Origin of the sequence: Methylobacterium mesophilicum (assembly GCF_036441335.1) — a bacterium.
Taxonomy (GTDB): Bacteria; Pseudomonadota; Alphaproteobacteria; order Rhizobiales; family Beijerinckiaceae; genus Methylobacterium; species Methylobacterium mesophilicum_B.
The window spans coordinates 144,805-158,116 of the sequence record NZ_MLBW01000001.1; the positions used below are offsets into that span (position 1 = coordinate 144,805).

Here is a 13,312-nt window from a genome sequence, read left to right on the forward strand (position 1 = left end):
GGGCGACTGCCTTAGGCTTGGCTGCCGTCCTCGCCCTGGTTCTGGCGAACGGCTTCTTCGTTGCGGCAGAGTTCGCCCTGGTCGCGGTGCGCCGGAGCCGCGTCGCCGAACTCGTCGCCGAGCGCCGCGTGAACGCGAAGGCGCTGCTCTGGGCGACGGACCACCTCGACGCTCACCTCGCGGCGACGCAGCTCGGCATCACCATCTCGTCCCTGGCCCTGGGCTGGGTCGGCGAGCCCGCGCTGGCCCACCTGATCCTGCCAGCCCTGACGTGGCTGCCGGACATGCTCTCGACGGCGGCCGCCCACACGGTCGCGGTGGTGGTCTCCTTCGTCATCATGACGGCGCTGCACATCGTGCTGGGCGAGCTGGCACCGAAGAGCCTCGCGCTCCAGCGCAGCGAGCGCACCGCCCTGGCGGTGATCCGGCCGCTCAGCGTGTTCCTGTTCGTCTTCCGCCCGGCCATCCTGTTCCTCAACGGCCTCGGCAACGGCGTCCTGCGCCTGTGCGGCTTGCAGCCCGGCCACGGCGAGGGCGGCCACCACTCGACGGCGGAGCTCAACCTGCTGGTCGAGGCGAGTCGCGAGGCGGGCCTCATCCGCGAGGCGCAGCAGGAAGCGGTTGAGCGCATCTTCCGGCTGGGGGACCGCCGGATCCGCGAGATCATGACGCCGCGCCACGAGGTGGAGTGGGTCGACCTCGACGGATCGGCCGACGAGATCACGCGGGCGGTCCGCGCCTGCAGCCACGCCCATGTCGTGGTGAGCCGCGGCGGCATCGACGAGATCGTCGGCGTCCTCCGGAAGCAGGATCTGCTCGATCAGATCCTCGACGGGCGGGCCCTCGATATCGCCAGCGCGATGCGGCCGCCGAACGTCGTGCACGAGGGCATGACGGTCTTGACGGCGCTGGAGAGCTTCCAGCGCAACCCTGTGCAGCTGGCGGTGATCGTCGACGAGTACGGCAGCCTGGAGGGCATCGTCACGCAGACGGACCTCCTCGAGGCCATCGCGGGCGACATTCCCGAGATCGGGGAGGATCCGGCCGTCGTCGAGCGCGAGGACGGCTCGCTGCTGATCGACGGGATGATGCCGGCCGAGGACGCGTTCGAGCGCCTCGCCTTCGCCGATCCGCCGGACACGGACGACTACACGACGCTGGCCGGCTACGTCATCTACCAGCTCGGCCGCATCCCGGCAGCGGGCGACGCCCTCGTGGCGGAGGACTGGCGCCTGGAGGTGGTCGACATGGATGGCCGTCGGATCGACAAGGTCCTGGCCACCCCCCTCCCGGGGCACCGACCGGCGCGTGCTGTAGCCGACGGCCCGACCCCCGCGTGACGGTCCGGCATCGTCAGCACCGGGACCCGCAGCGGCGCGCCTCGGCCTTCTGCCACGCCGGCAAGGCGCCGCTCGCGACCGCAGGCGCGGCGGTGCTGGCNGGACCCCCGCCGGAGCGGCGCGGGCTCGCCTGCGAGCGGCCGGACCCCGCGGCCCGGAAGTCCCCGGGTCTATTCAGGAACTCGTGCTCCGGCCGGGCGTCGTGACCGTCGACGCACCGGCATCGGCCGCCGCCTGGGCGGCGGGTGGGCGCGTCAGCCAGCCGCCTGCCAGCGCGCCGCGTCCATCCGACGAGGTCGGCGCAGCAGGAAACGTAGCGCGCGGGCCCACTCGTCAGTAGCGCTCGTAGCGGTAGCCGCCGGAGCGCCGCCCTTCGAAGAAGCGCGCATCTCTGCGTCCGTAGCCGCCGAACTCACGCTGGCGGCGATAGCCGTGGGCGGGCGCCCAGGGCGGCGGACCGCCGTGGTGGAAGCCGCGCTCTCCGCGGGCCCAGGGCGGATCGGCCATCGCGGCCGAGGATGTCCCGAGGATCCCTCCGGCCAGGGTCAGTGTGCCGATCAGGATGACGATTGGCGTGCGGATCATGGATGACACCCTCTCAGCGGGGATGGCCCCGCGTCGGTCCAGATACGGCGTTCGACCGCAAACCGTTCCCCACCGCCGCGGAGGCCGATATCCGATCAGACCGGCGTACCCGCGAGCAGAAGCGCAGTATTCGGGCTCGCGTCGAACCTGCCCCCGACCTGGGCGATGATCTGCCCGCATCGCGCGCTCTGGAACGAGCGTGCTGAGCTTGGATGTGCGCCGTCACGACGGGGCGGGAGGAGCGAATCTACGGAACGGTATCGGCTGGCCTGCCGTTGAGGGGCTCCAAAACAGGAGACGCTCGATGACACGCTTGCCGATGATCGTTCTCGCTACCCTGGCTCTCGGGGGCAGCGCGCTCGCTGCCGAGCAGGGAGCTTCGTCCAAGACCCCGGGTCACGAGATGCAGGATCGTGGCAGCCGCGCCGGCAGCCCCGGCGCGTCCGGTTACGCACCCGGCCACGAGATGAAGTCGGGCGGGATGGAGTCGACCGGGTCGACCACCCATAGCGGAGGCAGCGGCACCAACACTTCGGGAACCAGCTCGACCGGCACCCGTCGCTGACGGAATCGTCGCCCCGTTCGGTCGCTCAGGCCGGACGGGGCGAGTGCGGCGCGGACGGAGCATCGAAATCGTGTCACCGCTGACGTTCGGCTCAGGACCCGCGTCTGCGCAAATAATCGATATTCGATTGAATTGATCGCTAATTTATTGCGATCTGACTCAGAAGTGGCCGTGTGCACTGACGTTCGAGATCGAGAATTCAAAACCTCGACCGCGGGCGCCGCTCTGCTGGGCGCTCGCTTCGGTCCCCGTGATTGGAACCGTTTGGACATCTGTGTGAACAAGCGTCGCGGCGACCGCCATCACGACCACGATCGGGACGATTGATCTCAGCCGGAGCGGTACGGTTCAGAGGAGCGTCCCCGGGTGAGCGCCCCCTTTTATGCCGATATCCGTCACACCGGATGCAACGGTTTCCTGTTCCTACGGCTTTCTGAGCGGTTCATCGACTCGAGGAACAGCATCACCATGTCGGTACGACTGATCACGACCGCCCTGCTCCTATCAGTAGGAGCCACGGCGGCTCTCGCCGCGCCCATGTCGTCCGATGACAAGGCCGCGCTCCAGCAGCAATGCATGGGCGACTTCACGACCTTCTGCGGTGACATGCCGCCCGACGAGGGCCCCGAGACGCAGGCGTGCTTCGAGAAGAACATGGCGAAGCTCTCGCCGGGCTGCCAGGGCGCCATCCAGAGCTACAAGCAGGGAAAGAAGGGCTGATCGGACAGCGCGGTCGGCGCCGTGCCGGTGCGGGAGACCGTCACCGGCTCCTCGCGGGTTGCCAGATCTGCGTCACCGTGAATCCGGCGCGGTCTCGAGATGCGCGGAGAAACCTGACCGACTTCTTGTGCGGGGGGCGGCGCGCGCCGCCCCCCAGTTTTCGGTCAGTAGCTGTAGGAGCGGCGGGGGTAGGCCTGGGGCGCGCCATAGCCGGTATCCCGCGGCTGGACCCGCGAGCCGTACTCGATCTCCCTGCGTCGCGCCTGCCGGTTGGCGAGGTAGCGGCCGCCCAGGCAGCCAGCGACGGCGCCGACGACGCCGCGTTCGGCCAGGTAGTGGCCGGCCAGTCCGCCGATGATCGCGCCCTTGATGCAGCCCTTCGCCTCAGCCGCACCGACGCTCATGAGTGTCACGAGAGCGATGACGGATGCTTGTCCAACGATGCGCATGCTGTTCCTCCACGTCGATCCGGAAGAGAATGCACCCGCGACACGACCGTTCCGGATGCCGGTGCCGCCGGCCGTCGATACCGACCGCGGACAACACCGATCTCCTCCCGGAACTCGTCGGGAGACGCTGATCGCACGGCACGCGGGCGACGGCCGCACCGTGCCGTCGACGATCCGGCGTCGCGCCCAGGGTCGGGCGAAGTCTGAGGCGCGCGTTCGCCCGACCGGACCGAGCCCCGACGCTCCGGAGGTCCGCCACGGCATCGTCCTCGGGATGATCCTGGGTCGTCCCAGCGACCCGTTCAGGCCCGGGCCGCCACGGCCCAACGGAGATCGACGATGCGCCGACTCGAGGGCCGCACGCGGACGCGATCGGTCACGCGTGGCGGACTAATCGCGCGAATCTGCCTACGAGCCGCTGCCGCGCCGGTCGGCTCCGCCCGCGATGTCAGGATCTGACGGCGATGCTCGAGCGCGCCGCGGCGCCCTAGCGTTGATTGATTTCGTGAGTCCGATCTCGCCCGGACATTGCATTGATGCCACGGCCTAGTCCGAGTCAGAAAGTCAGCGCTTCTCACGAAAGAGTTGTCTGTATATGGAGCGGCCCAGACAGCGGGGCCGTGTCCTGGTGCCTCGGGGGCCTCGGTGATGTCGCGTTTTGACGAGTCGGTCGTGCGCCAGCAACGGTTCATGGGACCGCTGCTCGTCGCGGCGATCCTGTTCGGGCTGGCGGGGCTGCCGGTTGCGGTCTGGCTCGACCTGCGCGGCCTGTCGGAGCGGATGCTCGCCACCCAGGCGATCGAGACCGGCCGGATCATCGACCAGATGCGGAGCTTCTACGCCAGCGACGTCGTCCAGGCCGTCAACACCGCGACCGGCCGGGTCGAGACACGCCACGATTACAAGGGCATGCCGAACGCGATCCCGATCCCCGCGACGCTCTCCCTGGAACTCGGCGAGCGGATCAGCGGCGGGGACGGCGCCGTGAAGTACCGGTTCGTCTCCGATCTCCCGTTCAAGGACCGCAAGCCGCACGAACTCGACGCCTTCGAGACGCAGGCGCTCGCGAACCTCCGGACACATCCCCAGACCGGCTTCGTCAGCGAGACGACGGGCTCGATCTTCGACCGCCAGGTCCGCGTCGCGGCGCCGATCCGCATGGAATCCGCCTGCGTCCGCTGCCACAACGCCCATCCCCTGAGCCCGAAGACCGACTGGAAGGTCGGCGACGTCCGCGGCATCCAGGAGATCGTCCTGCACCAGCCGATCGCCGCCAACGTCTTCGCCTTCAAGTACCTGCTCGGCTACTTCATCCTGGCCGCGCTCGCCGGCACCACCTTCCTGCTGCTGCAGGCGCGCCAGTCCCGCCTCATCGACCGGATGAACAGGGAGCTGACCGAGTCGAACGGTTTCCTGGCGTCGGTCTCGGTGCAGATCGCCAAGTACATCTCGCCCCAGGTCTACAAGAGCATCTTCAGCGGCGAGCGGGACGTGTCGGTGGCGACCGAGCGCAAGAAGCTGACGATCTTCTTCTCCGACATCAAGGACTTCACCGCCACCACCGAGCGCCTGCAGCCTGAGGAGCTGACAGCGCTCCTGAACGAGTACCTGACCGAGATGACCGCCATCGCGGTCAAGCACGGTGGCACGGTCGACAAGTATATCGGTGACGCGATGCTGGTGTTCTTCGGCGATCCGGAGAGCCGGGGCGTCCGCGAGGACGCGCAGGCCTGCGTCCGCATGGCGATCGAGATGCAGAAGCGCCTCGGCCAGCTCAACGCCCGCTGGCGGCGATCCGGCATCGAGCGCCCGTTCCAGGCCCGGATCGGCATCAATACGGGCTACTGCAACGTCGGGAATTTCGGCAGCGATGAGCGCATGGACTACACGATCATCGGTGCGGAGGCGAACCTCGCCGCCCGCCTGCAGGCGGCCGCGGTCCCCGGCGGCATCACTCTGAGCTACGAGACCTACGCGCTGGTGAGCGACATCGTGCAGGCGAGCCCTCAGGAGCCGATCCGCATGAAGGGCATCAGCCGCGAGGTCGTCCCCTACGCCATCGAGGGCGACCTGACCGCCGAGGCGCCGGAGACGATCTTCTCCGAGCACGCCCGGGGAATCGACTTCTACGTCGACGTCGACGCCCTGGAGTTGGAGGGCGCGGCACGGCTCCGGAAGCGCCTGCTCGACACCCTCGCCGCCGTCGACCGCCGCATGACCGGTGCGGGCGCCACCGCGGAGACCGTTACGCGGCCCTCCGCGGCCAGCTGAATTCCTGGCCGGAACGAGCCGCGGGTGCTCACAGGCTGCCGTGTCCGCGCGCGGGCCCCGCGAGGGTGGAGAGATCGATCGCCAGCGTGGCGCCGACCACGACGGCGTCCGGGATGGTCCAGCAATAGAGTGGGAACCGGGTCTGGTCCGGGCTCACAATGGATTGCGGGTTCGGCGTCAGCCGGATCGCCGGATTGATCTGGAAGCTGCAAGTCAGCTCCATCATCACCGACCGGGTCGGTATCTTGTCGGTCGGCCCAGCGCGCTCTGCGCCAGGGCGAGGTTAGACGGGGCGAGCGGGCTGAACGCCTGCGCGGTGACGACGAAGCCAGATAGGCGATGCTGGCGACCAGCCGGCCGACCTCGATGTCGAGGCGGCTGTCGGGCAGCTTGTCTTGGTAGGAGAGGAGCGACAGCCGGGTGGTCTGGCCGCCACCGGAGATCTCCTGAACGCTGTTGTTGCCGGTGAAATGGCTCGACAGGCTGCGCCCGTGCCGGTTCGTCACCGCTGCGTGGAACGAGGTGCCGTCGTTCCCGGCGAGGCGCTGCAGCTCGCCGTCGATGCCGAACGAGACCTGCCCGGCCCAGGCCGAACGTCTCACCCGCGCGATCCGGGACCTGCTGCGCCCGAAGAAGGCCGAGGCGCGGGCGCGGGCCGCCTGACGGACGCCGAGTATCGGCTCAGAGCGGCAGGGCGGACATCGCCAGGGCGCCGTGGTGGCGGATGGTGTTGGTGGCGGCGACCTGCCGCTCGAAGGCCGCCATCGACTTGGCCGGGACACCCTGGCTGTCGGGCAGGCGGATGGTCATCGGGTCCAGGAAGCGCCCATTGACGCTCACCTCGTAGTGAACGTGTGGCCCCGTCGAGAGCCCGGTCGAGCCCATGTAGGCGATCACCTGCCCCTGATGGACGGTCGTGCCGACAGCGACGCCGTGCGCGAGCCGCTGCAGGTGGTTGTAGGCCGTCACGTAGCCGTTGGCGTGATGGATCTCGATCCGGTTGCCGTAGCCGCCCCGCGGGCCCGCATACGCCACCGTTCCGTCGCCCGTCGCCATGATCGGCGTGCCGGCCTTGTTGGCCCAGTCGACGCCGTTGTGGAAGCGCGCGTAGTGGAGGATCGGGTGAACGCGCGTGCCGAACGGCGAGGTGATCCGCCCGTCCGCGATCGGCATGCGCATCAGAAACTTGCGGAGCGAGGTGCCCGCCTCGCTGAAGTAGCGCGCCGCCCCGGTCTCGGGCGTCTCGAACCGGTAGGCGCGGTGCTTCACGCCGTCGAGTGTCAGGGCGACGTAGCGCACCTCCGGCGGTCCGCCCGCCTTCTCGCTGGGGCTGAACAGCACCTCCAGCCGGTCGGACGGGGTGATCCGGTGCTGCATGTCCAGGCCGAACGCGAAGATGCCGACGATGCGCTCGGCGAGGATGCCGGGCAGGCCATTGCGCAGCACCGCCTCGTAGATGCTCCGGTAGAGGCTCGCGCCCGACCCGTCGGTCTCGTCGCCCGACCGCGCCGCAGCGACTTGGTCCGACGGCGGCGCGACCGTGACGAACCCCCCGGTATCCCGTTCCGCGACGACCTCCTCGACGCCGCCCGCGCCGTACAGCGTCACCCGCGCGATCTGGCGCACGGCCTGGCCGGCGCGCGATCGGATGAGGAGCAGGTCGACGTGCTGCCCCTCGGCGAGCCCGGTGCGGGCGTGCTCGCTGAAGGCGGCCAGGATGGCCGCCACGCGCGCCGGTTCGGCACCGTTCGCCGCCAGCGCGTCGGCCAGGGTCTCGCCGCGCTTCAGCACGATGTCGCGGGTCTCCGTGAGGCTCGTGACCGAGGCCGGCTCGGACTCGGCCAGGTCCGTGATGTTCTCCGGGACGACCCGCACCTCGATCGCGTGGAACGTGTCGCGGCTCGGCTCAGCGCCCACGGCCTTCGCGGCCGCGTCGCCCGGCGCATCGATAAGGATCTGAGAGAGCAGCCGCTGGGGCGCGTACGGCACGGCGATCCGCGGACCCGCTTCTCGCGCGACCTGCGCCTGCGCCTCCACGAGGGCGGTGACGTCCTCGTCGGTCAGGCCGGGCGCGTCCTCCGCGACCGGGACATCCGCGAGCGCGGAGCGCGTGATCGTGACCGTCGTCCCGGACGGATCGTCCCCCGGCTCGTCGGAGACCGTCGCGACCTGCCCGTCCTCTGCGAGCTGGCGCGTCGGATCGAAGGGCGGGATCTGGCCATCGACCGCGTCGCCGGCGGACAGGCTGGTCACGAGCCGCACGAAGGGCTGGGTCCGGATGAGCTCGCGCGCGCCGGCCTGTTCGGTGACCGGTGCTGAGAACTCCTCGCGGTCGGAGGCGACGAGCGGGTGCCGCACGAGGCGGTCGCCGCGTCGTCCGATTACACCCTGCCCCTCTGCCGCCTGCGCGGAGACCTGGCGAAATGTCGGCTTGGCCGGCGCGAGATCGGTGTCCACGGACAGGCGGAGCGCCGCCCCCATCAGGGCCGCGCCGCAGGTCGCGATCAGCGAGCTGGCGCAGAGCCAGCGCAGGTTGAGGCGCCGCCGGTCGAGCGGCGTCACGCCGTCGGCCGTCGCGACGGCGTCGCTGCGTGACAGGGCCCGGTGCAGAGTAAGCAGCGCGCCGCGCGATGCTCGTCCACCCTCGTTCATCCGATCCCCTCACGCTCAAGCTCGCCGCTTCGACGGCGAGTGCGGCCTGAATGAGGCTGTCCGACGCGTGCGGCGCGCTCCTCCGGCCACACGCATGCCTGGGTTTCCCGGCGCTCGGGTCGCCCCCGCCGCGACGACGGGCGGCCTCCATCGCCACGGTCTCACGACGTTCGGCCTCGGGAACGCGCGGAGCAGACCGCTGTTGCCCCAGTCGCCACAGAGGGATGGGTGTCCGGCCGACACGGCTCCGACGCCGACCCGCGACGGATTCGGAGAGCATGACAATGGTCGATATGGACAGGATCACGGGCGCCGCGCGTGACCTCGGCGGGACAGTTCAGGACGCGGTCGGCGACGCCGTCGGCTCGGACCGCCACGCGGTCGCGGGGCACCTCCGCGAAGCGCGGGGCACCGCCGAGGCGCTCTACGGCCAAGCCAAGGACGCCGTGCGGCACGCGGCCGACGAGGTCTCCGACCACGCCGCCGAGGCTTACGACCGGGGCCGCCACGTCGCCTGGGAAGGCCATCAAAGATCCGTCGCGTGGCCGCATGCCTCCCTGGTCGTGGCCGGTCTCGTCGGTTTCGGCCTCGGCTTCCTCGCCAGCCGTCTCTGACGTCCGCCGCCGCGGTTCAGTCGGTTCCGCGGCGACGAAACCGCGGCGTGCGGCGAGATCGCGGCAGGCCGGGCACGCGCTCCCCGGCACTGTGCCGGCACGCCGACCGACACTGTGCCTTAGTCCGGGAATGGGCCTGATATCATCGGGCCCGTCGCGACTTCTGTTCCGTTATGGAACAAAGTTTTTGGCTCTATTCTCGCTCTAGACACCGCATAGAGGTGTCTAATGCATCAGTTCATCGGCCTATTTGCCATCTTCGTCACGCTGGCCGGCGTGTTCCACACTTGGGGGGCGCCGCGCCGGGCGATCATCGGCCTGTGCCTGATCGGTGTCCTCGGCGTGTCCGCGACGCTCGTCGGCGTCCAGCCCAGGGTTGCCCCATCGCCGACGTCCCAGGCGCAGTCGCTCAGCGACGCGATGCAGCCCGTCTTCGAGGGTGTCTGGGACCCGCTCAGGCCGGGACGGCTCTTGGCGACGTCCCGGTGAGATCCTCGGTTCCGGGCTCGGCGCCCATGCCCCGTCCGTGAGCCGCTGTCGGCCGCTAGAAGGTCGAGCGCGCCTCGATGCTGGAATAGTAGCCGGACCCCTGCACGCGGTCCCGAACGTAGCCGGCGGCCACCGACATCTGGACGGGTCCGAAGCGGACGCCGGTCAGGTGCGCACCGATGCGGTACTGGCGGAAGAAGTCGTCGCCGAGGAACAGCGCCTCCGGCCCGATATAGACGCCGTCCGCGAGCATGTAGCCGACGCGCAGGCGTGAGTAGTAGGCATTGAACTTCGTCGAGTACGAGCCGTAGGCCGAGACCATGGTCCGGTCGGTCGGTGTCGCGTAGAAGTTGCCGGCAACCTTCAACCCGACGCCCGTGCCCACGACCGGATTGCCCGGATCGGGAATGGACAGCTGGTTGCTACGGACGTTGAAGCCGATGAATCCGGCGAGCGCGGCGTCCTTCCAGACCCACTCGTACCCGGCCTGAAGGGCGCCTTCCTGCTGGTAGCCGGTCACCCGCGTCGCGACGGACCGGCCGGGATACGAGTAGGTGCCGCCGATGGCGTCGACGCGGACCCGCAGGCCGTCCCGGGTGGGCGAGCCGTTCGGCGCGGCGGTGACCGTGACGGAGCCGAAGGCCGAACTGTTCGAGGTCACGCTGGTCGAGCCGTCGACGGCGACGGCCCAGCTGTCGTCGACCGCCTGTTGCGAGGCGCCGGTGTACCAGTCGGCGCTCGCACCCCGGGCCGGGAGGTCGGCGGCGGCGGCGTGGGTGGCGGACGCCGCCGCGCAGGCGCACGAGAGAACGAGAGCTGTCGTGAACGGAGTGAGAGGACGTCGGGCAGTCGGTTCCGCAGTCCCGCCCATATTCAACGGCTCCGTTAAGGTACGATTTACGCTTTAACAAACACTCGTCGACAATGGTTAACATCCGATTTTATCAGGACTGACTTTCGGCCTCGATGACGTCGCCGGGATCGAGCGGGTCGGTTTATACGCCCCCGACCGCCGGAGAGCCGAGGGGTGCGGTGCCCAGACGGGTGGCGCTCAGGCGGCGCGGGCGCGCCTCGCCGCGACGTCGAGGACGACCTGCAGGTCCTCGTTGCGGAAAGGCTTGTCGATCCGCAGGAAGGCGTCGGCGGATCGCGGCAGCTGGCCGTGCGGGCTGGCGAGGATGATCCGGATCTCCGGGTACCGTTCGACCACGGTCGCGGCGAGCTGGAGGCCGGCCATCACCGGCATGGATTGGTCGACGATCATCGCGTCGAAAGCGGCGTCGCGGGCGAGGATCTCGAGGGCGTGCGCCCCGGAGGCCGCCTGGACCACCGCGTGCCCGAGATCGGCGAGCACCTCGGCCACGCTGGCGCGCACGAGGCCGTCGCTCTCCACGAGCAGGATCGTCAGCCCGGCCGCCCGGGTCGGCGGGAGCTTGGCAACGGCCGGGGGCGCGGCGGGCAGCCAGAACTCGGCCAGGAATGGCTCGGCGCCGATCCCGTCGCGGATCAGTCGCCAGTGGCCGCCGCTCTCGGTGACGAGCGCCGCGGCCGCCGCCAGGGTCGATCCGGTTCCGGCCGGCAGCGGCGCGGTCTGCGGCCGGCGACCGCTGCTGACGAGCACGCGCACGTAGGCCATGGACCGCGCTGCCTCGGTGCCGACATCGTTGGGCGCACCCTCGACCGCCGCGATGGCGAAACCGGCCAAGCCGGCGTCGCGGATGTGGAAGGCGAGGTTGAGGAGCAGCAGCTCCAGCACGCGCTCGCTGCACAGGACGGGCGGCAACCCCGCGGGGATCCTGTTGAGCACCGGCATCTCGCCGAGGGCGTTCGCGGCCAGAAACGGCAGGTAGCCCTCGAAGGTGGTGGCGAGGTCGGTCTCGGCGAGGGTGATGCCGGTCTCGTCGCCGCGCACGAGGTGGAGCATCCGGCGGGTGAGGGCCGCGCCCCGACGGGCGCCGGCCGTGGCCCGTCCGACCAGGCGTTCCTGATCGTCCGCGAGGACGTGGCGACGCGTCAGCAGCGTCAGATTCGTCAGCACGACGGTGAGGACGTCGTTGAACTCGTGGACGATGCCGTCGGTCACCCGCCGGAGGACGAGGTTGCGGCGCGGCTCGACCTGCTGCGGCAGCGGCGCGCTCTCGCCGCCCGGCAGCTTCCGCATGAGGGCGAAGAGGCGCCGGTCGCCCCTCGCATCGGTGAGGCACAGCAGTCTCACTTGAACCTGCTGCTCGGGCCAGTCGTGCAGGTGCAGGACGACGTCCTGCGGTCCGTCGGCCGAGAGGGCGGCATCGCGCGCCCGATCGAGGACCGCCCGGTCATCGGCGACGAAGCAGGCCGCGAAGGGGGCGGCGAAGGGACGCCCGTCGCTGCCGCCCTCGGTCCGGGCCTCCAGCAGGGTCCGGCCGGTCTCGGGGTCGATCTCGCAGCAGGCCCAGCCGGAGATCGCCTCGAAGGTGGTCAGCCGTGCCTGGAGCCGCGCGACCTCGGAGCCGGCGCCGGCCATCATCAGCCCGGCGCTGCGGCGATGACCGGCGAAGACGTCCGAGAGCGCCGCGAACTCGCCGATCCACGTGCGGGGCGCCTCGGTCTCGTCGCCGGCGTCCTCTCCCTTCGTCTTGAGCAGACGGCGCAGGGGGCGCGTCAGGCGCTCCCCCGCGACGAAGCCGAGGCCCCCGGCGCAGGCCACGAGGGCGAGGCCGATGCCGAGCATCCGCCAGTCCGGGGCCGCGGCGCGCGCCGCGCCCGACGGGACAGCCTGCGCCGTCACGAGCCATCCCGGAGAGCCGATATCCGCCGCGACGCGCATCGGCGTCGTGGCCGAGACGGCCGTCGTCCGGAAAGGGCTCGGGGTCCCGGAGAGGACCCGGCTGTCCGGGGTAGCGACGAGGAAGCCGAGGGTCTCGGGCAGCGCCGCGGCCCGTCGCACGTCCTCCTCGATCTGGGCGAAGTAGCTCGGATCGGCATCGAGGCGCAGCAGCCCGTCCTGCCCGTGCGCGCCCAGCGCGACGGCGGTTCCGAACGGCGCGTCGGCCTCGGCGCCGTCGGCGACCACGATCACGCCGGCTGCGCGGCCGCGCAGGAACCAAGTCTGACGCGCGACGCTGCCGCCGACGCGGCGCTCATCCCGGGCCGCCAGCACGGTGCCGTCCGGCGCGACGAGCACGGCGTCACGGTAGACCGGGTTCAGGTCGAGCCACGCGCGCAGGCGCGCGGCGCGCTGGTCGGCGGAGAGCGGGCCGTCCCCGTCGCGGAACGTCAGGGCGGCGTTGCGCGCCTCGCCCACGGTCTGCCGCAGCCGCGCCTCGATGCCGGCGACGTAGGCGCGCGAGGCCGAGCCCACCATCTCCTGCGCAGACGGCACGGTTCCGGGCTGGGCGGCCGGGACGACGATCAGGACGGCGGCCGCGAACCCGGCGGCCGCGGCGATCGCCACCTGCAGCGCGTTGAGCAATCCGAGGGAGATCTGCAGCGGCTTCGCGGTCATCCGTACGCCCGGGGGTCAGTCCCGAGCGAGGCGCGATTTTCGTTAAGGGTCGATTAAGGCCCGCGCCGGATCGAGGCGGCGGCACCGGTTCCGGGTGCGGCCTGCCGGGCGGGCCGCGGGCATCGCAGCGACTATCCGTGGCG

Annotated in this window: 12 protein-coding genes and 1 pseudogene; 6 read left to right on the forward strand and 7 right to left on the reverse strand. The window is 70.5% G+C overall.

Annotation, left to right across the window (positions count from 1 at the left end; all coding sequences use genetic code 11):
• Positions 1 to 17 precede the first annotated feature (17 nt).
• Positions 18 to 1,340: a hemolysin family protein gene (locus tag MMR14E_RS00705; protein WP_331312352.1), complete on the forward strand. Its 1,323-nt coding sequence runs from the start codon at positions 18 to 20 to the stop codon at positions 1,338 to 1,340.
• Between the two features lie 333 nt (positions 1,341 to 1,673).
• Here the strand turns inward: MMR14E_RS00705 and MMR14E_RS00710 are convergent, their stop codons facing one another.
• Complete coding sequence (locus MMR14E_RS00710) at positions 1,674 to 1,925, reverse strand: hypothetical protein (protein WP_331312353.1); 252 nt, start codon at positions 1,923 to 1,925, stop codon at positions 1,674 to 1,676.
• Positions 1,926 to 2,229: 304 nt separating this feature from the next.
• Between MMR14E_RS00710 and MMR14E_RS00715 the strand changes: the two genes are divergently transcribed.
• Both MMR14E_RS00715 and MMR14E_RS00720 read left to right on the forward strand, forming a co-directional pair.
• A complete protein-coding gene (locus MMR14E_RS00715; RefSeq protein WP_331312354.1) occupies positions 2,230 to 2,490 on the forward strand; it encodes a hypothetical protein in 261 nt (86 codons plus the stop codon).
• A 468-nt stretch (positions 2,491 to 2,958) separates the two neighbouring features.
• Positions 2,959 to 3,210 (forward strand): hypothetical protein, encoded by a 252-nt coding sequence (locus tag MMR14E_RS00720; protein WP_331312355.1) that lies wholly within the window; start codon positions 2,959 to 2,961, stop codon positions 3,208 to 3,210.
• 164 nt (positions 3,211 to 3,374) lie between these two features.
• On the opposite strand, the gene MMR14E_RS00725 is transcribed toward MMR14E_RS00720, so the two are convergent.
• Positions 3,375 to 3,659, reverse strand: coding sequence for a hypothetical protein (locus tag MMR14E_RS00725; protein WP_331312356.1), 285 nt, complete (start codon positions 3,657 to 3,659; stop codon positions 3,375 to 3,377).
• A gap of 648 nt (positions 3,660 to 4,307) precedes the next feature.
• On the opposite strand from MMR14E_RS00725, the gene MMR14E_RS00730 reads away from it, so the two are divergent.
• Complete coding sequence (locus MMR14E_RS00730; protein WP_331312357.1) at positions 4,308 to 5,930, forward strand: adenylate/guanylate cyclase domain-containing protein; 1,623 nt, start codon at positions 4,308 to 4,310, stop codon at positions 5,928 to 5,930.
• Positions 5,931 to 5,958: 28 nt separating this feature from the next.
• Here MMR14E_RS00730 and MMR14E_RS00735 read toward each other — a convergent pair whose 3' ends face one another.
• The 3 genes and pseudogenes from MMR14E_RS00735 to MMR14E_RS00745 all read right to left on the reverse strand — a co-directional run bounded on the left by MMR14E_RS00735 (position 5,959) and on the right by MMR14E_RS00745 (position 8,582).
• Positions 5,959 to 6,156 carry a hypothetical protein gene (locus MMR14E_RS00735; RefSeq protein ID WP_331312358.1) on the reverse strand — a complete coding sequence of 66 codons (198 nt, stop codon included), beginning with the start codon at positions 6,154 to 6,156 and terminating at the stop codon, positions 5,959 to 5,961.
• A 154-nt stretch (positions 6,157 to 6,310) separates the two neighbouring features.
• Positions 6,311 to 6,712: pseudogene (locus tag MMR14E_RS00740) on the reverse strand (carbohydrate porin); the annotation flags it as partial.
• The gene (locus tag MMR14E_RS00745) at positions 6,612 to 8,582 is read right to left on the reverse strand and encodes a M23 family metallopeptidase (protein ID WP_331312359.1); all 1,971 of its coding nucleotides are present in this window, start codon (positions 8,580 to 8,582) and stop codon (positions 6,612 to 6,614) included. The gene MMR14E_RS00745 and the pseudogene MMR14E_RS00740, both read right to left, overlap by 101 nt.
• 284 nt (positions 8,583 to 8,866) lie before the next feature.
• Here MMR14E_RS00745 and MMR14E_RS00750 point away from each other — a divergent pair, with 284 nt between their 5' ends.
• Together MMR14E_RS00750 and MMR14E_RS00755 are read left to right on the forward strand one after the other, a co-directional pair.
• Positions 8,867 to 9,196 carry a CsbD family protein gene (locus MMR14E_RS00750; RefSeq protein WP_331312485.1) on the forward strand — a complete coding sequence of 110 codons (330 nt, stop codon included), beginning with the start codon at positions 8,867 to 8,869 and terminating at the stop codon, positions 9,194 to 9,196.
• 228 nt (positions 9,197 to 9,424) lie between these two features.
• Positions 9,425 to 9,685, forward strand: a complete 261-nt coding sequence (locus tag MMR14E_RS00755) for a hypothetical protein (RefSeq protein WP_331312360.1) — start codon at positions 9,425 to 9,427, stop codon at positions 9,683 to 9,685.
• A gap of 55 nt (positions 9,686 to 9,740) precedes the next feature.
• Here MMR14E_RS00755 and bcsS read toward each other — a convergent pair whose 3' ends face one another.
• The gene (gene bcsS / locus MMR14E_RS00760) at positions 9,741 to 10,556 is read right to left on the reverse strand and encodes a cellulose biosynthesis protein BcsS (RefSeq protein ID WP_331312361.1); all 816 of its coding nucleotides are present in this window, start codon (positions 10,554 to 10,556) and stop codon (positions 9,741 to 9,743) included.
• A gap of 180 nt (positions 10,557 to 10,736) precedes the next feature.
• On the reverse strand, positions 10,737 to 13,169 hold the full coding sequence (locus MMR14E_RS00765) for a response regulator (RefSeq protein WP_331312362.1): 2,433 nt from the start codon (positions 13,167 to 13,169) through the stop codon (positions 10,737 to 10,739).
• Positions 13,170 to 13,312 lie beyond the last annotated feature (143 nt).